Source organism: Mariniphaga anaerophila (genome assembly GCF_900129025.1).
Lineage (GTDB): Bacteria > Bacteroidota > Bacteroidia > Bacteroidales > Prolixibacteraceae > Mariniphaga > Mariniphaga anaerophila.
Genome location: NZ_FQUM01000003.1, coordinates 107,025 through 131,950, shown reverse-complemented (window position 1 = coordinate 131,950; position 24,926 = coordinate 107,025). Strand labels below are relative to the sequence as shown.

Here is a 24,926-nt window from a genome sequence, read left to right as displayed (position 1 = left end):
TCAATTTCTCAAAATAAATTGAAGTTACAAAGTTCTTTTCGAATTTCGATTTTAAAAATATGACTTTTGTTTTGTTTCTATTTTTTGATTTTGTAATAAGCTTGTTGTTAGCGTTTTGCAGAGTAGTAAAAACGGAGCGTAATGATTTTTGTTATGATTTTCCTGAATGCGAATCTTTAGCTTTGTGTGAAACGGAGAATAAAATTTAAATAGAACAGATATGTCAAAAGGATTTTTTAATGTACCCGTAGCCAAAAACGAACCGGTTTTGAGCTATGCTCCCGGTAGTCCGGAAAGAGCAGAGGTAAAGAAAATGATTGAGGAACTTCGCTCGAAAGAGGTGGAGTTGCCAATGGTAATTGGAGGAAAAGAGGTTTACACCGACAGAAAAGTGAGAATGTTTCCGCCGCACGAAATTAGCCACACGCTGGGATATTACAACCAGGGGGATGCCAGTCATGTTGAAATGGCCATTGATGCAGCTATCGATGCCCGCAAAGAATGGGCGGAACTTCCGTGGCAACATCGTGCTTCAATCTTTTTAAAAGCAGCCGATTTGTTAGCTGGCCCGTACCGTGCAAAAATTAATGCAGCCACAATGCTGGGGCAGTCGAAAAATGTATTTCAGGCCGAAATTGATGCGGCTTGCGAGCTGGCAGATTTTTACCGTTTCGGAGTAAAAGCCATGATCGATATTTATAAGATGCAACCCGAGTCTGCTCCCGGAATATGGAATTACAACGAATTCCGTCCGCTGGAAGGGTTTGTGTTTGCACTTACGCCGTTTAATTTTACTTCCATCGCCGGAAACCTGCCGGTTGCTCCGGTAATGATGGGTAATGTTTCGGTGTGGAAACCATCAAAAACAGCAGTTTATTCTGCCGGCGTTATTATGGAAGTGCTTCGCGAAGCTGGTCTTCCTGATGGTGTAATTAACCTGGTTTTTGCTTCGGGGCCGGTTGTTGCCAACGAGGTGCTGACCCATCCCGATTTTGCCGGAATCCATTTTACCGGATCAACGGGCGTTTTTCAGGGAATATGGAAAACCATAGGTGACAATATTTTTAAATACAAAACGTACCCGCGCATCGTTGGCGAAACAGGCGGTAAAGACTTTATTTTTGCCGATAACACAGTGAAAGCACCTGAGCTGGCAACGGCTATTGTTCGTGGTGCGTTCGAATATCAGGGACAGAAATGTTCGGCAGCGTCGAGAGTTTATGTTCCGAAAAGCATTTGGGCAAAACTTAAACAACAGTTGGGAGATGTGCTGGCAACAGTAAAAATGGGACCGCCAGAAGATTTTACCAATTTTGTGAATGCAGTAATCGACGAAACATCATTCGATAAACTGAAAGGTTTTATCGACAGGGCTCGCGAAGACAAAGACGCTGAAGTCATTTTTGGCGGAAAATGCGACAAATCTGCTGGGTACTTTATTGAGCCGACAGTTATTTTAGCCAAAAAACCGGATTATGTAACCATGCAGGAAGAGCTTTTCGGGCCGGTGCTTACGATTTATGTTTATGCCGACGAAAAAATGGATGAAACGCTGGATATTTTAGATGAAACTTCTCCTTACGGATTGACCGGCGCTGTGTTTTCACAAAACAGATATAACATTGAGAAAATTACAAAACGCCTGACCAACGCCGCCGGCAACTTTTATATTAATGATAAGCCAACTGGTGCAGTGGTTGGACAGCAGCCGTTTGGCGGCGCGCGCGGTTCCGGTACAAACGATAAGGCAGGTTCAGTGTTTAACTTCCTGCGCTGGGTTTCCATTCGCACGATTAAAGAAACTTTTGTTCCTGCTACAAATTATTTGTATCCGAGTTTTTTACCGGATGAAGTTTAGTTAGTTAACGGAAAAGTGTTTATAAAAAGGGGGATGAATTGATTTGTCCCTCTTTTTTTTGCATTTGAAATGTATTACTTTTGAACACAAATAATTAAGCGTGGAAAACGAAAAAAAGCATAAAAAAATCTGGATTAATGCCTTGAAAAACAAATATCTGATTGCTTCAGTTTTGTTTTTGACGTGGATTGTTTTTTTTGATGAAAACAGTTTTGTTTCCCATTCTGAAAATAAACGCCGGCTTAACGAGTTGACCAAACAGAAAAAATATTACATAGAACGAATTGAGGCCGACAAACAAAAGCTGGAAGACCTGAGCGCCGGGGAAAAACAACTGGAAAAATTTGCCCGCGAACAATATTACATGAGCAAACCCGATGAGGATCTGTTCATTGTTATCGAAGAAGAGTAGAAATTCCCGACATTAAAAATCGCATAATTTTTGTAGCTGCACAGGCAGACTGTTTGATGGATAGTCGTATTTTTCTTATATTGCTTTATAGTATGAAAGACAATTTAGACATATTCAGAATTCAAACTAACAACGTAGAGCCTAAGAAAGGAAGGATTTTAATTGCAGAACCGTTTTTGCCCGGGAACTATTTCAGCAGGTCTGTGATACTTCTTGTGGCATACAGCAACAAAGGTGCAGTAGGGTTTATTTTGAATAAAAAGGTAGACCTGGCGTTACGCGATGTTCTTCCCGGATTTCCCGAATTTAACACCGATATTTACCTGGGTGGTCCGGTGGCGACCGACTCCATTTATTTTATCCATAAATTGGGGGATAAGCTTCCCGGAAGTATTCATGTTCTGGGTAATCTGTATTGGGGAGGCGATTTCGACGTATTGAAACAACAGATTTCAGGTGGGCTTATTCATCCTTCAGACATCCGCTTTTTTGTGGGGTATTCAGGATGGGATTCGGGCCAGCTGGAGCGCGAGCTCAAAGAGGACTCGTGGCTGGTAACTGATATTGAAGAGGAAACAGTAATGCGTGACTTGCACCAGGAATCGTGGGTCGATTTTGTAAAAAAAGCCGGGAATCGTTACACTGTGTGGGAGAACTTTCCCGAAAATCCTGCTATGAATTAGGCTGCAGGCTGTTGATTAACAGGTTGTAAATCTCTTTAGACCCGTCGTGTAGGAAACGCTTGTTTTCTATTCCCAAAACCCATTGTATTCCGACTGACTCAGAGGCGACGAATATTTCATCCGCGTCAAGCGTTTTCGTTTTATCAAAATTTGTTGGCTCTGAAATGTTCAGCCCTGCCTGTTTGGCCGCTTTCAGAATGTGTGGGCGCAAAACATCGAAGTAGCAGCCTGATGCAAGAGCAGGTGTAATCAGTTCATTTTCTTTAATCAGGAAAATATTGCTGTGCAAACTCTCGCAAACCCAATCGTTTTCGTTCAGAAATATAACCTGCTGAAAAGGGTTTTGGTGTATTTCTGAAAGGCCGGCCTGCCAAAGTGTTTCGTTGAAAAACGGAAACCGGTTAAATGCACTTTTGGAGTTTTTCGATAAAGAAGAAAATGTTACCAACACCCCGGTTTCAGAAAACGGGAAATCGAATTCTGGAAAAGCATTTGCGGTGATAAGCGTTTGAACCTGCTTCTCTTTCCAAAATAGTTGAAAATGAACATAACCGGAGCGGTAAAGCTTGTTCTTGTTCAGCATGCGTTTGGTCAGTCTGAACAGCTCATGTTCGTCTTTAAATTCCTTCGGGAAAGGAAGCGCCAGCGCTTCGGCCTGCTCTTTTATTTGTGCCAGGTTTTCGTAAAAAAAAGGAATTCCACCGTATCCGTACCAGGCTTTTTGCGACAGCCGGAACTCAGTATCGGTTAGTAAATGATTCAGGTTTGTTTCGTTTTTTCTTTCTATATGTCCGTTTGTAATCAGAAATTCCATCTCTTTTGGTTATTTGACGTCAAATTTAAAAATAACATCGAAACCACTCGACCTGGACGAGTTGTTCAGTTGAAAAAACAGAAACCGGAAAAGCTCGTATTCCAGTTTTACTTCATATTTAACAATGTCATTTTCGTGGGTTTCTCCAAACCGTTGTTCGTAGCTTACAAACAGGTCGTTGGTGATGTATTTTCCTACCACAACGGTGGCATTATCAAATCCTCCGTCACTTTTTACTTCAATGTAATCTACTGCCAGCTTATCTCCTAAAAAGCTGGTGAGCTGCGAAGTAAGAATTGAAGCGGCAGCTTTACCGGCGAGATCTTTTCCACCGGCACCTGCTATGTTGCTTTGCTCATCAATCGAAAGTTCGTCCATGCTTTTTCCAAACAGAATATACGAAAGCGCGTCTCCTTCGCTGACCGAGCTGCCGTCGAGCAGAAAATGAACTTCCGGCGATTCTGCTGTCCCGCTGATTTGAACCGAAAGTTTCTGCTCGGCGCGTTGTTGGTTTCTGAAAAGATACGACGCTTTAATGTCCATTGTGGTTTCCATCTCTTCTCCGCCCTGAAAGCGGATGGAACCTTCGTCAATAACAAACGTTTTTCCCAATAAACTGTATTGCCCCCTCACAACGTCCACCACACCAAAAATCTCAAAGTATTCATTGCTTTTTATCAGGTCAACGTCGCCCGAAATTTCAACATACATATCTTCATTTTTAATCCAGGTGTTACGCGGAATGCGAATATTCAGTTTCCCCTTGAATTTGTCGAAGTAGTCGGATTTTATGCTGTCTGATTTTGCGGCTACGATTATTTCTGAACCGGCAGAATCTGCTTGTTCCTGCATTTTTTCCAACTCTCTCACCAAAATAGGCTTCGGCAATTCCGGAACGGTTGTCTGTCCGAACATGCGTAAAACAGTGGGGATATTTATTTCTGAACGGGGAATTGAAATATTGCCGCCATAAACAACTTCGCCTTTTTTGCCGCCGAGCGTGATGTCACCGTCAATTTCCATATTAAACTGCCGGTGATTAAAAGGCTCAAACCGGTTGAATTTTAGTGCAATTTCAGATTGACTGATATCTCCTTTGAAAATATCAGAAGCAAAATCAATTTGTCCGGATCCTGCCAGGCTTCCTTCCTTGGTTTTTATCAGGAGGTCGTTTAACACGACTTTGTTGCGTCCGAAATTGAGGGAGAACCCGATGTCCTTGTAATCAATTCCATACTCCGGCATTTTTACCAGCGCATTTTTAAGGTGGATGTTCCCTTCCGGATTGGGCGATTCCATTGTTCCGGACAATCCTACATTTCCATCGATGAAACCGCCCAGCGTGCCAGACGGATTTACGGCATGCAAAATTTGCAACGGTAATTTGTCTATAAAAATGTTGCCGGTTATCGGGTCTTTGGGATTGATGTTGATTTTTAGGGAGTCAATATCGTAGTGGACAGGAATTTCGGCAACTGCTTCCAGTCTTCCGCTATCCTGGGGGATTGCAGTTACGTTGGCAGAAAACAGGTTGTTATCAAACTTCATGCTGCCTCCAAGCTTCCGAAGCCGGTAATTGTTATACGCCGTATTTAGAAAATCGAACTTCCCGTTTAGAACAGGGTCTTGCACGGTGCCATTAAGATTAATACTGCCATTCAGATAACCGGTAACATCGTCCGAAATTTCCATCTCTTTTAGCAAGTCGAGTGCTATTTTTTCGATGTTTATTTCGCCTGAAAGTTGGTCACTTCGGGGAACTTTAAGTTTTATGCTGTCCAGATCAACTTGCAGCGGAAAAGCTGAAGCTATCTCGATTTTTCCGGTGTCGTTCGGAGCAACGAGAGTTTTTAGATTCAGTTGATTGTTGGCAAATGCAAGTTCCCCCGAAATATTTTTTATGCGAAGTTTATTGATTTCTGCATCAGTAACCAAATAGTTGGTGTTCATAATCAGTGAGTCGTGCTTTCCCTGAAAATTAAGCCGGGTGTTGAATGTCCCTGATACCGGTTGTTCCACGTTGAGGAGTTGTCCGAATTCTTCCAGATTCAGGTTTTTTATTTCCATCTGGAAATTCTGAGTGCCGGTACTGTTTATTAACCCGTTTATTGAAATGAATTCTTCTGATTCACTTGAAATGGAAGCCATTCTAAAATTGGTTACCCTGTATTTTTGGTCTTCAATTTCGATAGTGACCGGAGTTTGTTGCAATTTCCATTTTTGATTTCCAGAGTTAATTTCCCAGTCTGCAAGGCTTATTTTCAGTGAGCTTTTCGGAATAATCCCTGTTTTTATTTGCGTGGATAAATCGCCTGCAACTGCGTTGGCCGAAAGGAACAGAGAGTCAGGGGAGCCTTGGGCGCGCGCACTAATTGAGTCAACCAAAAAGTTCCCTGCCAGAATTTTTTGTGCAACCAGTTGGGTCTCAAAAATGGTGTCGGAAGCAGTTAGTTTTCCTTTTGCATGCAGTTGCATTTCTTTTACAGACAAATCGTTGTACCCGACAGAATCCAGAACTACAGCTGTTTCCAATAAAAGCGAGTCCGGTCGTCCCCGCAGATTGGCCGCAATTGTTCCACTTGCCTGAAAACTGCTGTCGGGTAGCCAGGCATAAAATTCTTCTACATCCGAAAATCTGGCATCCAGTTGCAAATCCGACTGAGCGTCGAAACTGTAATTTCCGTTTGCCGTAAGCAGAGCGTTTTTTGTTTTCAGCAGGAAGGAATCAACCACCAGGTTTTGGCCCCGGTAATCGGCAATTGCAGAAAGCGTGTCAAACTGAAGGTGCTGAATCCGGGAGTGCAGCATGTTTATTTGTGCCGAAGCAAAAAGCTTTTCCGGGTCGAATCCTTCTCCTTTGATTCCGGCTGTTAAATTGATATCAGAATCTAAATTTTTGATTCCCGAGAGCTGTTCCAGATTAAGATTTGTTGAAGTGATTTCTGTTTCGAACTCCGGCTGTTCAAGCAGGCTTCGGATGGTGGAATTCATTTCAAATTTTCCGAAGCTCCCGTTTCCTTGTATTGTTCCGTCTAAACTTCCTTCGTTCATCGCCAGGTCAAAAAGTAATTCCCCTGTTTCTGCTTTTTTGTATATCCAATCGTTTAGTTGTCCGTTTAGCGAAATTTCTGCTGTTTTGGGATCTGTGCCGCGTCCGCTGGCTGATATTTCGCCGTTCAGAACATAGGGCAGTTCCGGGTTTCCCAGCCAGCCGGCCAAATAAACCTGTTCCATTTTCAGCCCGGCTGACCACAAAAGCGTTGTTTCTTCGGGCAGCGAAAGAAATTCCGAAAGGTTTTCAGAAGTAATTTGTAATGAAATTTTTTGTTTCTGATTCTTCAGTTCAAGTGTTGCAACGGCAGCGTTTTCTTGCATGTCTGCACTCATCTTAAAATCGGGAGCAACCGGAATTTTCAGATACGGTAGGAAATAACTGAATTCTGACAGTTTCAGTCCCGGGCTTTCAATAAAAGCATCACCTGTTTTTTGCTCCTGCGAAAAGCCTGCTTCGGCATGGAGTTGATTTAGTTCGGTTTCGATGCTGAAATTTTTGAGTTCAATTACGCGGTTATTATTTGACAATGCGAATTGGATCTGTTTCAGATTGAAGTCCGGGTTTTGGGTAGAAAAAGAAAACTGTTTTAGCTCGGCCTGCTGCTGGTTGTTGCTCCAGTAACCCGATAGTTTAGCGTTAAGGTGTTCAACCTTTTGGGGAATAATGGTGTCGGGAGTTGCTGTTTTTATGAAACCGTCAATCAGGCGAAAATTTGCCAGGTTTATTTTTAGGCTGCCTGGGCTCCCACTTGCGGGTTCTGTGGTGTTTTGTTCCTGCTTCGCAATTTGTTGTACATTCCATGCCGAATCATTGATTTGTTTCAGGAAAAGCTGAGGACGAATGATTTCTACTGTGTGAATATCCAGTAAATTTCGTAAAAGTGGCCAGAGGTTGTATTCGGCGTTTATTTCGTCAATTTGTGCCAGCGTATCCTGTTCTGTTGTAAGCAAAATATTTTTTACGGAAAGGTGGGTAAAAAAATTACCCTCAATTTTTCCGATTGACAGATTTCCATTTAGGGATTTGGATACCTGAACTTCTGCGATTTTTGCAATTTTGTGTTTGACCTGCCCCGTTTGAAGAAGAAGGGCGGCAAGGAGCAGCAAGAGTAGAAATCCCAGAAGCAGTGTGCCCGGGATGACTAATCCGTATTTTATTCCTTTCTTCATTTTTTAGAATGCCTGTCCAACACTAATGAATAACTGTGCACTTTTTTTCTCGTTCCACAGCGGAACGCCCACATCTAAACGCACCGGGCCAATGGGCGTTTCAATCCGCAACCCCGAACCTGCTGCGTACCCCAACTGATTAAAGTTGTAGGTGTACTGTTTTTCCCACACGTTGCCAGTCTCAAAAAATGCGACCATGCTCAGGCGCCAAACTATCGGCACTCGTATTTCGATGTTGCTTTCGAAAATGCTTTTGCCCCCCAGCGGCGTTCCGCTTTCGCGTTTAGGCCCCAGTTCTGCCCGGTTCCAGCCGCGGATGGAATTTGCTCCGCCGGAGTAGAACCGGTCTTCCACAGGAATAAATCCGCTGCTGTCGGCAGAACTGATTCCGCCGGCCATTATTCGGAACGCAAGTACTGTACTGCCCAGTTTTTGGTAAGTTCTGAAGTCAGCCCAAAGCTGTGTGTAGCTGAAATCACTGCCAAAAATGTATCCGTTTATTTTGTATCCGAGTGAAAAGTTAACTCCGCTGGCCGGCGAAAATGCCGGTTTCGAGTTATTGAACAGGGCGCTAAGCAGAACTCCCGATTTATCGTACAGAAATTTATCGCTTTCCATATCTGAAAATTCCGAATCGCCTTGTTCTAGCTGTTGCTGCACATTTTCGAGGTAGTACGTTATTTTTCCGGTTGTTGAAGGCGTGAATTGGTACCCGAGCGGGATGTTCACTCCAAATGTACGTGTGTCGTAGCCGGGTTCTTTATTTCTGATGAGAAACGGGCTGACAGAAATGTTACTGTTTGTTCCCAGAAAACGGGGCTGTGCCCACCGCAGGCGCACAGAATACGGCTCAAGCGCAGAGTGTTTCAGGTAAAGATTTAAATTGCGTGCTCCTCCGAGAAACCCCCGGTAATTTAAATCGAGAAAGGTGCGAAATTTGTCTTCGGTGCCGTACCCTGCGCCAAAACGGGTGCTTAGTCGCGGCGCTTCTTCGATGTATATTTTTACGGGGATCGGGCTTTTCTGAGTTTCGGGCTCACGCTCAGGCAACACAGAAACTACACGGAAAAGCTGCAGATTGTATAAGTTTTGTCGTGTTTTGTCGAGCCGGGATTTGTCGTACAAATCTCCTTCTTCGTATTTCAGTTGTTTTTGAATAAATTTATCGGAAACATGTTGATTCCCCGATATTTGTGTTTTTCCAATGTGGGAAACCGGGCCGGGAGAAACAGTGTAACGCACATCGGTAGACAGTTTTTGGGGGTTTAAGTTGAGCTCATAAGTAGATGATGAGTACGCAAATCCCAGGCTTCTGAAAATGTCCTCCGTAAAACGGGTGTCTTGCTCCAGTGCTTCATCGCGAAACCGTTTTCCTTCTTTGAGCGCCAGTTTCCCTGAGATTTTTCTGAGCAGGGAGTCTGCATCCGGTTTGTGTGTTTCTCCATTAATTTTCAATGAAATACGATTTATTGTTATCGGCTCGCCTTCGTTGATTCCAATAACAAGCTTAACGGTTTGTTTTTTTTCGTTGATGATAAGCGGGAGAAGAGAAGCCTCAACATTTAAAAAACCTTCGGTTTGATATATTTTTTTCAGCCGTTCCAAATAGAGATCAGTGAGTTCCCTGCTGTACAAATACGGTTCTTTTTTTGTGAATGTTTTTTCGAGCCAGGAGACCTCCTGCAGCGCCATTTTATCGAGTAGAAAATCTTTTTTAAGGGTTTTATTCCCGACAAAAGTTATTTTACGCACTTCATAATTTTGCTGGGCGAACAACCGGGGCGTTGCTGCCAGAAAAAAAATACCCATGAATAAAAGCATCCTGTAGTGCATTAGCTGCAGATTTATTTTCAGATTTGAAGCTAATATAAAAAACGTGAATTTGTACCAATTGTTTTTTGTGGAAAATTATTCGGCACCCGAAACATTCTGTTTTTTAATGCTTTTTTTGCAAGGAGTTAGCTTTTGAAATCGCGGGGTGTTTTCGTGCAAATCAGATGAGCTTTTCTTTTTTCAGAATGTTGTTGAACCGTGTGAGTGAAATGTATCTGTCGGAGAGTAGTTTCCCGTTGTAAATAAGGTTGAATACGGTATTCAGAGATGGTGCGTGTTGGGCTTCTGCCGGGGTTTGTAATTCTGTAATCTGAATGTTCAGTTGCTTTGCTGTTTTGGAATCCGTCACTTCCTTAACCATTCTGGCCACCCACGGGCACTGTTTTGAGTACACAATATGCAGTCCTTTGTATTTGGTAAGTTCTGTTTTCCAGTCGTTAATAACCGGAAGCGGTTCGTCTTTCAATTTGTGCAGCAACAAATCGTTTCCCTGTCCGTCGGTTTCCAGCAGGCTGAATCCGTTTTTATAAAAAAGTTCTGTGCCTGCCATGAAAGCACCGTTCCCGGCTATTACCGCAACACCGTTCATGCTTTTTTGCCGGGCTTCTTTTATGCATTCGGAAAGCAGCATCGAGCCCAGTCCCTTGTTTTTGTTTTTATTGGGATAAACATAAAGGCAATGAATAAACAGATAGCCTTTGGCTGAAACCGCGCGCCAGGCATTTTCTCCGGGAACGTATTCGATAAAGCCGGCTGCTTTTTTTTGCCCCGGAACATAAGCGAGCTTAATTCGCAATCCTTCTGAAAATCTTTTTTGCAGCCAGTTTATTTTTTGCGGATGCGCCGGATGCCTGGCATTAATGAAGCAAATACAGTCGGGGTAGTCAGCAATGTTTTTTTTGTCGACCGTAATAATTTTCGGGTCTGAACTCATGCTTTTTCAATTTCGGCAACATATACAACGTAGTTTTTGCCATACTTTTTGGCGCACTTCGGACAGGTTGTGTACCACAAGTAAGTTTTTGCCGGCTTGTAGTTGTTTTTTTCGCACCACGATGCAAAATCTTTCCCCCAGTTGCCTATCTCTTTAAAACTACCTTCGTAAACTTTAGAAGCAAAATCCCCGTTCATTTCCAGGTTTTGAGCGTCCGGGATTTCTTTGTCTACTGCCAGGTAAATATCCATATTCCACCCGGAAGTATGTTCTGCCAGGCACATCCAGTCGGGAGATTCTGTCTGGGCTGCTTCCATTTTCTTGTTCATTCTTCCCAATACTTTTGCAAAATTCACAGGCATATAAAAGAAGGTGAAAACATTGTCTTTTATAAACTTCTTGTTTTTCCAGTTGAAAATTTTTTTATTCCACGGAGTTGGATCGAATTCGGGACAGCAGATGTCGGTTTCGGTTTTTTCCTGAGTCATGATATCGATTTTTAGTTGTTGATTTCTGGTCGCTGAAAATTCAAATACAAGTTACAGAAAAAAAGCTGAATCACTATTTATTTTCAGGATGTTTCGGAGTGTTTGGTTCTTCTTTTTTGCATAAAAAAAACCGGAACAGCAAGCTACTCCGGTTTTTTTATTGTTCGACAAAATTACCTTGTTTTGAGATTGCAATTTCCTCCACTGCCATCGCGCAGTCTTTTGCCGTTGCCTTTGTTGCGTCCGGCTCCGCTTCCGTCAAGTTTCCGCTGTCCGTTTCCACTGCCGTTTCTCAACCCTGAACCCTTTCCAAGTCCTTTGCCGGTTGCCTGTCCCAAGCCCTGTCCGTTTCCTGGGCCCAATCCTTGTCCTGGGCGCTGTCCGTCGTAGTTGTCACACACCCCGTCGCCGTTGGTATCAACATATCCCGATTGAACGCTTTGTGTTGTCTTTTTTTGAGGAGGGTCAATTTTTGACGCCTCTGCGAAATTTGTTCCTAAAAAGAAAAGTCCGCCAAGAATAATTAAAGGGAAAATCAATTTTTTCATGTTTTCTATTTTAAAATGTTTGTATCCCTTGGACACAACCTTGCAGAAAAACTTGCGGATGAATCAGGTTAATTTTTTCTTTTTAGTCTGAGGCTGTTGCTAACAACACTGATGCTGCTCATGGCCATGGCTGCCCCTGCAATCATTGGGTTTAGTAAAAAACCGGTAAACGGAAAGAGTATGCCTGCTGCTATCGGAATCCCAATAATATTATAAACAAAAGCCCAAAACAGATTTTGGCGGATTGTTTTGACGGTTTGTTTCGAAAGCTGAATAGCTTCGGGGATTTTATTTAAGTCTGACGAAATAATGGTCATGTTGGCCACATCCATTGCAATGTCGCTGCCTTTGCCCATTGCAATACTAACGTCGGCCAGGGCAAGTGCCGCGCCGTCGTTAATACCGTCGCCAACCATTGCAACTACTTTCCCTTGCTGTTGCAATTGCTTTACAAAATCAGCTTTTTCCCCGGGTAATGCTTCGGCTTTGTATAGGTTAACTCCAACTTTTGCAGCTATTGTTTTTGCAGTATTTTCGTTGTCGCCTGTGAGCATATAAATTTCTATTCCTGCCTTTCGAATTCGGCGGATTGCCTCTGCTGAGTTTTCTTTTACTTTATCGGAAGCGGCAACTACGGCCAGCGCATTTTTACTGTCGGCAAACCATATTATTGATTTGGCTTCGTTGCTCCATTTTTTGGCTGTTTCTGCAAGCCGGGCTTCAATGCAGATGTTGTTTTCTTCCAGAAGTTGTTTGTTCCCGACAAACCAGCTCTTTTCGTTTGCATTTGCCCTGACTCCTTTGCCTGTAATGCTTTCGAAGTTGTGCAAAGGAACGGTTGACTGGTGGTTAAGAAATTTGGCTACTGCTTCTGCCAGCGGGTGTTCCGACTGTTTCTCAATGCTGAGAAAGACTGACTTTTCGTATTCATCATTGTTGAGCCATTTAATTCCCGTAACTGTTGGTTTCCCTTCGGTAACTGTTCCGGTTTTATCGAGAACCACAGCATTTACTTTTTTTGCCAGTTCCAGACTTTGGGCATCTTTAATTAAAATTCCTTTTCCAGCGCCTTTACCTATGCCGACCATAATTGCTGTAGGCGTGGCCAGCCCGAGTGCACACGGACAGGCAATTACAAGAACAGTTATTGCAGCCAACAGTCCGTAAGTGAAGCCGTTTGCTCCACCAAAAGCAATCCAGATGATAAACGTCAGCATTGCAATGCCAATCACCACAGGAACAAAAACAGCTGCAATTTTATCGGCCAGTTTTTGTATTGGCGCTTTGCTGCCCTGAGCATCTTTTACCATTTGAATAATTTGTGACAGCATTGTTTCTGCCCCGATTTTTTCTGCCCTGAACAGGAAGCTGCCTTTCTGATTAATGGTTCCGGCAAAAACCATTTCGTTTTTTGTTTTTAATATGGCCACGGGTTCGCCGTTTAGCATGCTTTCGTCCACATACGAGCTGCCTTCGATTACTCTTCCGTCAACAGCAATTTTTTCGCCCGGCTTTACAGCAATAATATCACCCTTTTTTACTTCGTCAATCGTGATTTTTACCTGCTCCCCATTTTTCGAAATTTTGGTTACAAATTTTGGTTGAAGTCCCATCAGGTTTTTCAGGGCTTCAGATGTTTTTCCTTTTGCTTTCTCTTCCAGCATGCGCCCCAGTAAAATGAAGGTGATGATAACCGCTGCCGCTTCAAAATAAACGTGAGCCGGCATTCCTCTCTGCAACCAGAAATCAGGGAGAAGTGTGTTGAAAACACTGAAAGTGTACGCTACTCCGGTGCTTAGCGCAACCAGTGTGTCCATGTTGGCAGTGCGGTGCGTTGCCTGTTTCCATGCATTAATATAGAAGTCTTTCCCAAACCAGAGCAAAACCGGCGTGGACAGAACCCACATGATTTGGTTGGCGTAAGGTAATTTCATAAAAAACATTCCGATAATAACGATGGGGACGGACAGTACAAGGGAACCGATTGTCTGCTTTTTCAGCGATGTATATTTCTGTTGATGGATGTTTTCCAGTGTTTCCTGTTCTGGCCTGGAACTTTCTATTACCATGTCGTAACCTCCTGCCTGCACGGCTTTTTTTAGTTCGGCCGGTTGAATGAGGTTGGGAATAAATTCTACAGTTACGGTTGCTGCGGCAAAATTGATTGCTGCATCAATTACACCAGCCTGCGATTTCAAAATGCGTTCGATGTTGGCTGCGCACGATGCACAACTCATTTGCAGAACAGGAAAAGTTTGTTTTTTTGTTTCAGTGCCTTTTTTAAGTTCCTGCCTGATTCTTTCAGAATTTGCTTTTTCGGGAGCAAGTTGTAGCGACCCAAATTCCATTCGCGGGGGATTCATTTTAAGTTCACTGAATCCGGTTGTCTTTTTGTGTTGCATACCGCTGCCGGAAAGTATTGTCTGGCTTTTCTTTTCAGAAGGTTGTTGTGAATGTTTATTTGTGGTTGCCATGTTTTTTATGCTTTGTGTAGTACAAATATGGCAACAGAAGCAGGAATTTGTGTTATACTATTTTGGGGAAAGATTATAAGTTTTACACCTTGTCGAGCGGGTTGCGTTTTTTGTTTTTGATGTTTTTGAAGTGCGAGGGGGTGAGGCCGGTTACTTTTTTAAACTGACTGCTGAGGTGCGCTACGCTGGAATAATTGAGCTGCCAGGCAATTTCACTCAGGGTTAGTTCGTCGTAAACCAGCAATTCTTTTACCTTTTCGATTTTCTGGGCAATGAAATATTTCTCGATTGTTGTGCCTTCCACTTCGGTGAAAAGGTTGGTCATGTAATTATAGTCGTGGTTGAGCCGGCTGCTCAGGTAATCAGACAGGTTGGTTTTTAGTAAGCTGTTTTGTTGGTGCACCAGTTCAATTATCAGGTTTTTTATTTTTTCGATGAGTCTGCTTCTTTTATCATCTATCAGTTCAAAGCCTAATGCTTCCAGCTTTTTTTTAAAAACGGTTTTTTCTTCGGATGACAGTTCTTTGTCGAGAACAACTTCTCCTAATTCAACCGAAAGCGGTTGGTGCCCCAGTTGTTGCAGTTCTGCTTTTACCACCATTTTGCAGCGGTCGCAAACCATATTTTTGATGTGGAGTTTCATTGCTGTTGTTGAAACGATAATACTAAGTGGAGCGAGATAAAAATCCTTAATTTTCGAAAAAACTTATTAGCCATAAGGCGTGTAATGGTGCGTTCTTTTTCTTTCTCAGTATCATAATGCAGAAAAGCCGACTAATCAAAATTTCTTTTCCATTTTACGTAAAAGGTTGAAAAACAAAAAAGCCGGTTTTTTAACCGGCTCTAAAATTTTAGCATCTTGTTCCATTGTCACCATCAACCATATCGCGGTACCAGTGAAGCGGGTGGGAGGTTGGCCGTTCAATCGGCATTCCGTAAACCCGGTCGTTTATTAACGAAGCCAAAACACCCAAAGCTCTTGAAACACCAAACAGTACGGTGTAAAATGTGTATTCTTTTATTCCGTAATGGTACAGCAGCGAACCGCTGAATGCATCCACATTTGGCCATGGATTTTTTATTTTGCCAACATTGGAAAGGATTGGCGGAACTACCCGGTACAGCTGATTTACCAGGTTAATCATCGGGTCGTCCTTAATGTATTTTTCCGCAAATTCTTGCTGGGCGGTAAAGCGCGGATCAGTTTTTCTTAAAACAGCATGTCCATATCCCGGAATCACACGGCCTTCTTCCATTGTTTGTTTAATGTATGCCGCAACCTGTTCGTCGGTTGGAGTTTCCGTGTCCAAATCTTCTGTCATCTGGAATATCCAGTGAATAACATCCTGGTTGGCAAATCCGTGCAGCGGGCCGGCAAGTCCGGTCATTGCAGCAGCATATGCATAATACGGATTACTCAGCGCCGAGCCTACCAAATGCGCTGTGTGTGCCGAAACGTTTCCTCCTTCGTGGTCGGCATGAATGACCATGTACAGGCGGAATAACCGTTTTACATCTTCTGAATCGAAGCCCATCATGTGGGAAAGGTTTCCTGCCCAGTCGAGCCGCGGATTGGGTTCAATGTGTTGTTCGTTGTGGAAATTGCGGCGATAAATATACGCAGCTACGTGAGGCAGCCGGGCAATGAGGTTCATTACATCTTCGTATGTTGAATCCCAGTAGTATTTTTTGTTTACGCCTGCGCGGTAGGCTTTCTGAAAAATGGATTCTGTTGCCATAGCCAAAATAGCAGCGCTGAACTGGGTCATTGGCCGCGAGTTTTTAGGCATTGCATCAATTACATCAAATACGTGTTGCGGAACGTGGGCGCGTGTGGCAAAATCTTTCGAAAGGTTAGCAACATCTTCCTGGGTAGGAATTTCTCCAATCAGCATCAGGTAAAACAATCCTTCGGGAAGAGGTTCTCCGTCGGGAGCAATTTTGGGCAGCTTTTCGCGTAATTCGGGAATTGAATATCCTTTAAAACGGATTCCTTCGTTGGGATCCAGCTTCGATGTATCTGTTACTAACAGAGGAATGCCTTTCATGCCGGTTAAAACTTGCCCGAGCGTTACCTGGGCGATTACCTTGTCGGCGTGTTGGTTTTTGATCCGCTGAAACTCTTTGGAGCATTTACTTGCCTTTTCGAAAAAACGGTACTTAATGTATTCCATATCGTATATTTTTTTGTTTTGATTTAATTTCCGTTAATGAATATTCCTGATAATCTCGTCTGCAAAAGCAGAAGTAGTGAGCTGTGTGGCTCCCTCCATCTGGGCGAAAAGGTCGGAAGTAACTTTTCGTTTGGCAAAAACATGCTCCATCGCGTCGTAAACATGTTCGGCTGCTTCGTACCAACCCATGTATTCGAGCATCATTACCCCGGAAAGGATAAGAGAACTCGGATTGGCTTTTCCTGAGCCGGCAATGTCGGGGGCAGTTCCGTGTGTGGCTTCAAAAATGGCATAACCACTCAGGTAATTGATGTTCGCTCCGGGAGAGATTCCAATGCCGCCAACCATTGCGGCAAGCTGATCTGAAATGTAATCCCCATTCAAATTCATTGTTGCAATTACCGAATGGTTATAAGGTTTTAATAACGATTCCTGCAAAAATGCGTCGGTGATTACATCTTTAATAATCACTTTCCCTGACTTTTTAGCTTCTTCCAGAGCAGCTTCAGCATCAAGACGACCTTTTTCGTTTTTGATTTTTTCGAATTGCCGCCAGGTAAATGTATTGTTGCCAAATTCATTTTCAGCTAAATCGTAGCCCCAAATTTTGAAAGCGCCTTCGGTAAATTTCATGATGTTCCCTTTGTGGACAAGAGTTACAGAAGGCAGCCCGCGTTGAATGGCGTACCGGATTGCTGCACGGATTAACCGTTCCGAACCTTCTTTTGAAACAGGTTTAATTCCGAATGAGGAAGACTCAGGGAACCGGATTTTGTCCACTCCCATTTCTTTGAGAAGAAAATCGCGCAGTTTGTGTGCGTCAACGCCACCGGCCATGTATTCGATACCTGCATAAATGTCTTCGGTGTTTTCACGAAAAATGTGCATGTCGACCAGCGACGGGTATCTGATTGGTGACGGAACACCTTTGAACCAACGTATAGGCCTGAGACAAACGAATAAGTCGAGCGACTGGCGCAACGCTACATTTAGCGAACGGATTCCTTCTCCAACCGGCGTTTGCAAAGGCCCTTTAATGCCAACCAGGTAATTTCTGAACGCCTCCAGCGTTTCTTCGGGCAGGTAATTGCCGGTTTCGCGAAAGGCCTTTTCTCCTGCCAGTACTTCTTTCCAAACTATTTTACGCGCACCGTTGTATGCTTTTTCAACTGCCGCGTCAATTACTCTTTGCGAAGGGCCGGAGATGTCTTTCCCGATTCCGTCTCCTTCAATGTAAGGGATAACAGGCTCGTTGGGGACTACCAGCTTCCCGTTTTTAATTTCAATTTTATTCATTTTTTATAGCTGCCAACTTTCAAAAAAAACAGTCTGTTTACTCCTTAAAATCGTATAATATCAAATTGCCTGCTGCATTAAATCGTTCGTTTACCCGTTTGTGCCGATTCGTTTTAGGCGCTGAGTTTTTTCTGCAGGTTTTCGTCAAGTGCTTCAAGAAATCCCTGGGTAGTTAAATAATGTTCTTCTTTCAGGTCTTTCCCGTGGATAATCAGAGCAAGGTCTTTCGTCATTTTCCCGGATTCTACGGTTTCAACGCACACTTGTTCCAATGCATTGGCGAAGTTTATCAACTCCTTGTTGTCGTCCAGTTTTCCTCTGAATGCCAGTCCTCTGGTCCATGCAAAAATTGAGGCAATGGGGTTGGTTGACGTCGGATTTCCTTTTTGGTGTTGCCTGAAATGGCGGGTTACTGTTCCGTGTGCGGCTTCAGCTTCCATGGTTTTTCCGTCGGGAGTAACCAGAGTAGAGGTCATGAGTCCGAGTGATCCGAATCCTTGTGCCACGGTGTCGCTTTGTACATCGCCATCGTAATTTTTGCAGGCCCAAACAAAACCGCCTTCCCATTTCATGGCAGCGGCCACCATGTCGTCAATTAACCGATGTTCGTAAGTTATTCCTGCTTCCTCGAATTTCTCTTTGTATTCAGTTTCGAAAACTTCCTGGAAGATGTCTTTAAAACGACCGTCGTATTTTTTAAGGATCGTATTTTTTGTGGACATGTAGAGCGGCCATTTTTTCATAACAGCCTGGTTCATACACGAGCGTGCAAATCCGCGGATGGATTCGTCGACGTTGTACATGGCCATTGCTACGCCGTCGCCGTCGTAATGATAAACTTCATGTGAAATGGGAGCACTTCCATCGTCGGGAGTAAAAGTAATGGTGAGTTTCCCTTTCCCTTTGGTAACAAAGTCGGTTGCTTTGTATTGGTCGCCAAATGCATGACGTCCGATGCAAATCGGTTTTTTCCATCCCGGTACCAGTCGTGGAATATTTCTGATGAGAATCGGTTCGCGAAAGACCGTGCCTCCAAGAATATTACGAATGGTGCCGTTGGGCGATTTCCACATTTGTTTCAGCCCAAATTCTTCAACCCGTGCCTCATCGGGAGTGATGGTAGCACATTTTACGCCTACTCCGTATTTCTGAATGGCGTGAGCTGCGTCAATTGTAATTTGATCGTCAGTTGCATCGCGGCTTTCCATTCCCAAATCGTAATATTTCAAATCAATATCCAGGTAGGGCAAAATCAGTTTTTCTTTGATGAAATTCCAGATTACCCGGGTCATTTCATCGCCATCGAGCTCTACAACAGGATTTTGAACTTTTATCTTTTGCATGTGTAACTATTTTGTTTTTTATTTTTTTGTGTTTATGCGCAACTATTTTTGCCGAAAAAGAGCAAGGAAATTACCGGCTGAAAGAAGAAATCAGCCGGTTATTATCGCAATACTAATTTTTCTTTTTAATGAGGTTCAACGCCGAACCTGCTTTAAACCATTCAGTTTGTTGCTCGTTGTAAGTATGGTTTAATTTGATGGAGTCTTTTGTGCCGTCTGCATGAACGATTTCTACAGTGAGGTGTTTGCCGGGAGCAAACACATCCAAATCAACAAAGTTGAAAACATCGTCTTCACGAATGAGATCGTAATCGTTTTCATTTGCAAAAGTTAGCCCGAGCATCCCCTGTTTTTTCAGGTTGGTTTCGTGAATACGTGCAAATGATTTTACAATAACTGCTCTGACTCCCAAGTGGCGTGGTTCCATTGCCGCATGCTCGCGCGATGAACCTTCGCCGTAATTATGATCCCCGATTATAACAGTGGGGATGCCGGCGGCTTTGTATGCACGCTGCACGTTCGGAACTTCTCCGTATTCTCCGGTAAGTTGGTTTTTTACTTTGTTTGACTCGTTGTTGAATGCGTTAATTGCGCCAATCAACAGGTTGTTCGAAATATTATCGAGGTGCCCGCGGAAGCGCAGCCACGGACCAGCCATTGAAATGTGGTCGGTGGTGCATTTGCCCAATGCTTTTATGAGCAGTTTAGCTCCTGTAATGTTTTTCCCGTCCCATGGTTTAAAAGGCTCCAATAATTGAAGTCTGTTTGAATCTGGCGCCACGCTAACCGTAATGTTTGAACCATCTTTAGCCGGAGCCTGGTATCCCGAATCTTTTACATCGAATCCTTTTGTGGGAAGTTCGTATCCGGTTGGCGGGTCAAGTTTTACTTTTTCTCCTTTTTCGTTAATAAGGGTATCGGTTACAGGATTAAAATCGAGCCTGCCCGAAATAGCCAGTGCTGTTACTAGTTCTGGAGAAGTAACAAAAGCGTGTGTGTTCGGATTTCCGTCGTTTCTTTTGGAAAAGTTCCGGTTGAACGAATGCACAATTGTATTTTTTTCATTTTTGTCAGCACCCGGTCTTGCCCATTGTCCGATGCACGGGCCACATGCATTTGCAAACACTTTTCCGCCCATTTGTTCGAACGTGTTGATGTAGCCGTCCCTTTCGATGGTGAAACGTACCTGTTCCGAACCCGGAGTAATGGTGAAATCAGCTTTGGAATTCAGCCCTTTTTCTACCGCTTGTTTTGCAATTGACGCAGCGCGTGAAATGTCTTCGTACGAAGAGTTGGTGCAACTTCCGATTAACCCGACAGAAACTTCCAGCGGCCAGCCATTTTTTTCTGCGGTTTCTTTCATTTTTGAAACCGGCGTTGCCAAATCCGGAGTAAAAGGCCCGTTGATGTAGGGTTCAAGTTCCGAAAGGTTAATTTCAATTACCTGGTCGTAATATTTTTCAGGGTTTTCATAAACTTCGGGGTCAGGAGAAAGAACATCTTTTATCCCACTGGCCATTTCAGCAACTTCTGATCTTCCGGTTGCTTTCAGGTAGCGCTCCATGCTTTCGTCGTATGCAAACAAGCTGGTTGTTGCGCCAATTTCTGCTCCCATATTACAAATGGTGCCTTTCCCGGTTGCCGATAACGACTCGGCTCCTTCGCCAAAATATTCTACAATAGCACCTGTTCCGCCTTTAACAGTCAGGAGCCCTGCTACTTTCAATATGATATCTTTAGGGGCACTCCAGCCATTTAATTTTCCTGTAAGTTTTATCCCTATGAGTTTTGGCATTTTTAATTCCCATGCCATGCCGGCCATTACGTCTACGGCATCTGCTCCACCAACACCAATGGCAACCATTCCAAGGCCACCTGCATTTGGCGTGTGGGAATCAGTACCAATCATCATTCCGCCCGGGAAGGCATAATTTTCTAATACAACCTGGTGAATGATGCCGGCTCCGGGTTTCCAAAATCCAATTCCATATTTGTTGGAAACCGATTCGAGAAAATCGAATACTTCTTTGTTGGCATTAAAAGACACTCCCAAATCTGTTTTCCCATCAACCTGCGCCTGTATAAGGTGATCGCAATGAACTGTAGATGGCACTGCCGTAGTGGTTTTCCCGGAGTTCATAAATTGCAGAAGTGCCATTTGTGCAGTGGCATCCTGCATGGCTACCCGGTCCGGAGCAAAATCAACGTAGTCTTTACCTCGTTCAAATACTTCCAGCGGCTGGGTGTCAAAAAGGTGTGCGTAAAGAATTTTTTCGGCATAAGTAAGCGGGCGGTTCAGCTTATTTTTTGCTTTATTCACCCTATTGGGCAAATGCTCATAAACTTTTTTGATCAAGTCTGCGTCAAACATGCTTATATTTTTTAATTGATGTTAAATTTTTTTCAGAAATGTCACAAAGACTAACAATAAAAACAGGCAAAAGTTTTCACATTTTATTTGGTTGTTTTTTTACTGGTATCCAAATATAGGAAAAAATGGTTCATCTCGGTTTTCGAATCCCGGGGAACTAAGTAATTGTAGCAAATGAATGGGTTTTGCCTGTGTTTGCAAGAGAATGAAGGAGTTAAACTTTTGCTTTTGAGTTGTATGCGTTTTGAAATATCATTTCGTTAATTCAGATATACAGTTTCATTAAAAACAAATGCTGGATCAGAAAAAAGAAATGGTATTGGGTTCGAACAATCAGGGGTGTTGGTAAAGATAATTTGGAATAATGAAAATGTTAATTTGTGCTGTTTGAATAAAGTCGGAAAATGAAATTTGAGAGGACTATTGGTGTGTGATTTTACAAAGGTTTATAAAAAGAAGAAGGATGGGCTCAACAACCCATCCTTTTCTCATTAAACTAACTAACCTAACTAAACCTAAACTTATGAAAATAAACGTACCACAAAGATAAGGGCAGAATTGGGTTTTTGCAACCCAAGAACTGTTAAATCATGTTAAATGGTTGGTGTTATTGGTGCTTGAAGCAGTTATTGGGCAACAAAAGTGTAGTGAATTGTTCCTTTTTGAGGGTTGGGAGCACTGGCGTCGGCATTGAAGATGGTACGCGACGCTGCGGCTTTTGCATAAAGGAAAATCTGATCGTCGCGAATGGAAGCGTTTTTCCGAGGGGTGGCCTCAATGACTTTTCCGTCGCGGGTTACTGCAATGTCTACTACCACTGTGCCTCCACTTTGAGCAAGGTAAACCGGAATGGGTAAACTTACATGATATCGGTTTTCGAGATAATATACAATATTGCTTTCTCCGGTGTACACAACGTTGTCGATAGAGTCAGGATTCATTCCTTCTGTTGTTTTTACCGGCATTTTTATGTCTTCGAGATTAACCGCTTCTTTCGAAAGCTGATTGTTAACGTCAGAAACCAGCTGTTTGGCTGCTTCTACTTCGCGCATATAATCTTCATCGAAAAACTCGTCGGTTTTGGCCAGTTTGTTTGAGGCGATGTTGGTTCGGTTGCTTCGTGTTTCCGACAGGGGAGAGGATGCTTCGTTGGCAGTCGGTTCAGATTCCTGCGTTTCTTTGGTTTCCTCAACGGCCTCAGGTTCGGGTATCAACTCAGGAAACTCTATCAATAATTCTTCTTCGTAGGCCGTGCCTTTCATATCGACATCAGCCAAAAGAAAAACGGAAACGAGGAGAATGTGAAATATGAGGGTTCCCATTACTCCGTAAACGTTTCGTTTGTATATTTTATAAAGTTTTCCCACAAGGCAAAAGTATAAATTAACTCTTAAATTTTTGGTGAGTAAAACAACGAAAGAATCAGAGGTGTTATTTTGTGTGGAGCGAATGATTCGATTTTATGTTTTGCCTTTAACGAAAATTAACAGCTGTTATTCCTGTTTTAAGTTTTTTATTTCATTATTTTTCTGGTTGAATTTCAACTGGTCTTCAAATATGCCAAAAATAGAAAGCGGGCGGAATGTGGATTCGTTTATATAAATATAAAATCCAGCTATTTTTTGTATTGATTATCTCTGTTTCAGCCTTTAAAACAGCAGCACAGTCCAATGAACCAAATGAACTTGTTCCGGGGAAAAGCAATGCTAAAAAGTATGAGCAGTTTTATGACAGCTTGGAATATAAAGCCAAACAAAAAAAACTGACACGGATTATTTACGATTTTTTGGTATCGCCACCCAGAGCTTTTGTTGATAAAGAAGCCGTATCTCTCGAGTACTACAGCCAGTTGGAAGGCAAAATTATTTCGGAAATATCAATTAAACCGTTGGATGTGTTTGGCCCGACTTTCGAGGATACAACGCGAACGGCAAAGTCGTGGCTCGAACGAACCGCCAATAAAGTTCATACCAAATCAAATCTGAATACGATTGAAAAAATGCTTCTGTTTAAGGTCGGAGATTTTGTAGATGCGGATTTGATGTATGAAAATGAGCGAATTATCAGGTCCTTGCCATACATTCAGGATGTGAAGATTGTTTTGGAACAGGACTCCGTTTATAAGGGGTTGGTGAAAGTGTCAGTTCTCACGAAAGATCGTTTTTCTGTTGGTGTGTCAGGAGGTGTGGATGGAGGCCAGTCGGCAGCGCTGGAGGTATATAACCAGAATATTTTTGGGATTGGCCATGAAATTTCTTTTCGTTTTGTTGGGCATTTAAATAAGCAGCCTTACACGGGGCTCGAAACGTTTTATAAAATCAAAAACTTCAAGGGGAAATTTGTAGATATTTCTGCGGGGTACACGAATACTTACCTGAGAGAAGGTTTTAGTTTTAATCTGGATAAACCATTTATTATTCCTTCCATTAAGTGGGGTTTTGGAGGGTCTGCTCAGCGCATGTTCAGAACCGACCGGGTTTTGGATAATGACCCGATAAAAACGCAGGAGTCTATGGATTTGGCGTTTTTGAGCGCCTGGGGAGGCAGAAGCTTTCAGTTGAAACCCGGGCATTTTCAGAATTCTCAGATGGTGTTGTCGGCCGGCATTTATAACCGAACGTATTTTCACAGGCCTTCGCCGGCAACAGATGGGTTGCAATATTTTTCGAACAGCACTTTTTATCTGGCGGGACTCACCTTCTCGCAACGAAGATACATGCAAGACCAATTGGTGTATAGTTATGGCATAACCGAAGATATTCCCGAGGGGTTTAAAAACGAGCTGGTTTTTGGTTACGATGCCAATGAGTTTGGCGACCGGTATTATGCTCATCTCTATTTTTCAAACGGCAATCTGCTGGTAAAAAGGCAGGGGTATCTTTTTTTATCGGGAGGAGTTGGGGGCTATTTTAAAGACAATCGGTATGAGCAGGGGCAGGTGCAGGCTGGGCTGAATTTTATTTCGCGGCAAATACCGGCTGGTAGAAAACGCTTCCGGCTTTTTGCACGCGCTAATTATATGCTGGGTATTCGTCGTTTTGAAATTGAAAACCTCACGTTAAACAGGAATGACCATATTCGTGGTTTTTCGAGCAGAGAGGCGGCCGGGAAACAGCGTTTGAGTCTCGATTTGGAATATGTACTGTTCCTTCGTAAGCAGTTTTATAAGTTTAATATGGCGGCTTATGGTTTTGCCGATGTTGGTATAATCGGGTCAAATAAAAACCTCATTTTTACGGAACACTATTACAGCGGCCTCGGACTGGGTATTCGTATTCATAACGAAAACCTTGTTTTTAAAACGTTTCATCTGCGACTTGGATTTTACCCGTTCCCTCCATCTGATATGAGTTTTGTGGGGGTTATTTTGGAAGAGCAGCTCAAAAAGGACTTTTACAGTTTTACTCCCACCGCCCCGCAACCATTGAGGTTTGAATAATATTTCAGGATCTGTATAAAAGCACAAATGGGAAC

The 24,926-nt window shown here is 43.0% G+C and carries 17 protein-coding genes; 4 read left to right on the top strand and 13 right to left on the bottom strand.

The genetic code is table 11. The features are described from left to right. The first annotated feature begins 220 nt into the window (after nt 1-220). From pruA to BUB08_RS06645, 3 genes are all read left to right on the top strand, one after another. Entirely contained in the window at nt 221-1,858 is a 1,638-nt protein-coding gene (gene pruA, locus BUB08_RS06655; RefSeq protein WP_073000123.1) for an L-glutamate gamma-semialdehyde dehydrogenase, read from the top strand. 100 nt (nt 1,859-1,958) lie between these two features. Next, nucleotides 1,959-2,270: an FtsB family cell division protein gene (locus BUB08_RS06650; RefSeq protein ID WP_073000121.1), complete on the top strand. Its 312-nt coding sequence runs from the start codon at nt 1,959-1,961 to the stop codon at nt 2,268-2,270. Between the two features lie 92 nt (nt 2,271-2,362). Then, nucleotides 2,363-2,953, top strand: a complete 591-nt coding sequence (locus BUB08_RS06645) for a YqgE/AlgH family protein (protein WP_073000119.1) — start codon at nt 2,363-2,365, stop codon at nt 2,951-2,953. Here BUB08_RS06645 and BUB08_RS06640 read toward each other — a convergent pair. The 13 genes from BUB08_RS06640 to BUB08_RS06580 form a co-directional block, all read right to left on the bottom strand. Continuing rightward, nucleotides 2,943-3,767, bottom strand: a complete 825-nt coding sequence (locus BUB08_RS06640; RefSeq protein ID WP_073000118.1) for an aminotransferase class IV — start codon at nt 3,765-3,767, stop codon at nt 2,943-2,945. The genes BUB08_RS06645 and BUB08_RS06640 overlap by 11 nt on opposite strands. A gap of 9 nt (nt 3,768-3,776) precedes the next feature. Then, complete coding sequence (locus tag BUB08_RS06635; protein ID WP_073000116.1) at nt 3,777-7,991, bottom strand: translocation/assembly module TamB domain-containing protein; 4,215 nt, start codon at nt 7,989-7,991, stop codon at nt 3,777-3,779. A 3-nt stretch (nt 7,992-7,994) separates the two neighbouring features. Continuing rightward, on the bottom strand, nt 7,995-9,824 hold the full coding sequence (locus BUB08_RS06630; RefSeq protein ID WP_083570624.1) for a BamA/OMP85 family outer membrane protein: 1,830 nt from the start codon (nt 9,822-9,824) through the stop codon (nt 7,995-7,997). A gap of 160 nt (nt 9,825-9,984) precedes the next feature. Further along, nucleotides 9,985-10,758, bottom strand: coding sequence for a GNAT family N-acetyltransferase (locus tag BUB08_RS06625; RefSeq protein ID WP_073000112.1), 774 nt, complete (start codon nt 10,756-10,758; stop codon nt 9,985-9,987). Continuing rightward, complete coding sequence (locus tag BUB08_RS06620) at nt 10,755-11,246, bottom strand: hydrolase (protein WP_073000110.1); 492 nt, start codon at nt 11,244-11,246, stop codon at nt 10,755-10,757. Before BUB08_RS06620 ends, BUB08_RS06625 begins: the two co-directional genes overlap by 4 nt. 173 nt (nt 11,247-11,419) lie before the next feature. Then, a complete protein-coding gene (locus tag BUB08_RS06615; RefSeq protein ID WP_073000109.1) occupies nt 11,420-11,794 on the bottom strand; it encodes a hypothetical protein in 375 nt (124 codons plus the stop codon). 68 nt (nt 11,795-11,862) lie between these two features. Beyond that, nucleotides 11,863-14,268, bottom strand: a complete 2,406-nt coding sequence (locus tag BUB08_RS06610; protein ID WP_083570623.1) for a heavy metal translocating P-type ATPase — start codon at nt 14,266-14,268, stop codon at nt 11,863-11,865. An 82-nt stretch (nt 14,269-14,350) separates the two neighbouring features. Further along, complete coding sequence (locus BUB08_RS06605) at nt 14,351-14,911, bottom strand: helix-turn-helix domain-containing protein (RefSeq protein ID WP_073000107.1); 561 nt, start codon at nt 14,909-14,911, stop codon at nt 14,351-14,353. A 208-nt stretch (nt 14,912-15,119) separates the two neighbouring features. Continuing rightward, nucleotides 15,120-16,442, bottom strand: coding sequence for a citrate (Si)-synthase (locus tag BUB08_RS06600; protein ID WP_073000105.1), 1,323 nt, complete (start codon nt 16,440-16,442; stop codon nt 15,120-15,122). A gap of 33 nt (nt 16,443-16,475) precedes the next feature. After that, complete coding sequence (icd, locus tag BUB08_RS06595) at nt 16,476-17,738, bottom strand: NADP-dependent isocitrate dehydrogenase (protein ID WP_073000103.1); 1,263 nt, start codon at nt 17,736-17,738, stop codon at nt 16,476-16,478. 113 nt (nt 17,739-17,851) lie between these two features. Next, nucleotides 17,852-19,081: an NADP-dependent isocitrate dehydrogenase gene (locus BUB08_RS06590; RefSeq protein WP_073000101.1), complete on the bottom strand. Its 1,230-nt coding sequence runs from the start codon at nt 19,079-19,081 to the stop codon at nt 17,852-17,854. 112 nt (nt 19,082-19,193) lie between these two features. Continuing rightward, nucleotides 19,194-21,452 carry an aconitate hydratase gene (locus BUB08_RS06585; RefSeq protein ID WP_073000099.1) on the bottom strand — a complete coding sequence of 753 codons (2,259 nt, stop codon included), beginning with the start codon at nt 21,450-21,452 and terminating at the stop codon, nt 19,194-19,196. A gap of 626 nt (nt 21,453-22,078) precedes the next feature. After that, nucleotides 22,079-22,819, bottom strand: coding sequence for a hypothetical protein (locus tag BUB08_RS06580; protein ID WP_073000097.1), 741 nt, complete (start codon nt 22,817-22,819; stop codon nt 22,079-22,081). A gap of 215 nt (nt 22,820-23,034) precedes the next feature. Between BUB08_RS06580 and BUB08_RS06575 the strand changes: the two genes are divergently transcribed. Continuing rightward, nucleotides 23,035-24,891 carry a BamA/TamA family outer membrane protein gene (locus BUB08_RS06575; RefSeq protein ID WP_139249635.1) on the top strand — a complete coding sequence of 619 codons (1,857 nt, stop codon included), beginning with the start codon at nt 23,035-23,037 and terminating at the stop codon, nt 24,889-24,891. Nucleotides 24,892-24,926: the final 35 nt, after the last annotated feature.

Excerpts from the sequence above, each read along its gene's own strand:
- BUB08_RS06635 (WP_073000116.1), bottom strand. The coding sequence starts at position 7,991 with ATGAAGAAAGGAATAAAATACGGATTAGTCATCCCGGGCACACTGCTT.
- BUB08_RS06645 (WP_073000119.1), top strand. The coding sequence starts at position 2,363 with ATGAAAGACAATTTAGACATATTCAGAATTCAAACTAACAACGTAGAG.
- BUB08_RS06610 (WP_083570623.1), bottom strand. The coding sequence starts at position 14,268 with ATGGCAACCACAAATAAACATTCACAACAACCTTCTGAAAAGAAAAGC.
- BUB08_RS06605 (WP_073000107.1), bottom strand. The coding sequence starts at position 14,911 with ATGAAACTCCACATCAAAAATATGGTTTGCGACCGCTGCAAAATGGTG.
- BUB08_RS06585 (WP_073000099.1), bottom strand. The coding sequence starts at position 21,452 with ATGTTTGACGCAGACTTGATCAAAAAAGTTTATGAGCATTTGCCCAAT.
- BUB08_RS06620 (WP_073000110.1), bottom strand. The coding sequence starts at position 11,246 with ATGACTCAGGAAAAAACCGAAACCGACATCTGCTGTCCCGAATTCGAT.
- BUB08_RS06600 (WP_073000105.1), bottom strand. The coding sequence starts at position 16,442 with ATGGAATACATTAAGTACCGTTTTTTCGAAAAGGCAAGTAAATGCTCC.
- BUB08_RS06575 (WP_139249635.1), top strand. The coding sequence starts at position 23,035 with ATGTGGATTCGTTTATATAAATATAAAATCCAGCTATTTTTTGTATTG.
- BUB08_RS06640 (WP_073000118.1), bottom strand. The coding sequence starts at position 3,767 with ATGGAATTTCTGATTACAAACGGACATATAGAAAGAAAAAACGAAACA.
- BUB08_RS06625 (WP_073000112.1), bottom strand. The coding sequence starts at position 10,758 with ATGAGTTCAGACCCGAAAATTATTACGGTCGACAAAAAAAACATTGCT.
- pruA (WP_073000123.1), top strand. The coding sequence starts at position 221 with ATGTCAAAAGGATTTTTTAATGTACCCGTAGCCAAAAACGAACCGGTT.
- BUB08_RS06615 (WP_073000109.1), bottom strand. The coding sequence starts at position 11,794 with ATGAAAAAATTGATTTTCCCTTTAATTATTCTTGGCGGACTTTTCTTT.
- BUB08_RS06590 (WP_073000101.1), bottom strand. The coding sequence starts at position 19,081 with ATGCAAAAGATAAAAGTTCAAAATCCTGTTGTAGAGCTCGATGGCGAT.
- BUB08_RS06630 (WP_083570624.1), bottom strand. The coding sequence starts at position 9,824 with ATGCACTACAGGATGCTTTTATTCATGGGTATTTTTTTTCTGGCAGCA.
- icd (WP_073000103.1), bottom strand. The coding sequence starts at position 17,738 with ATGAATAAAATTGAAATTAAAAACGGGAAGCTGGTAGTCCCCAACGAG.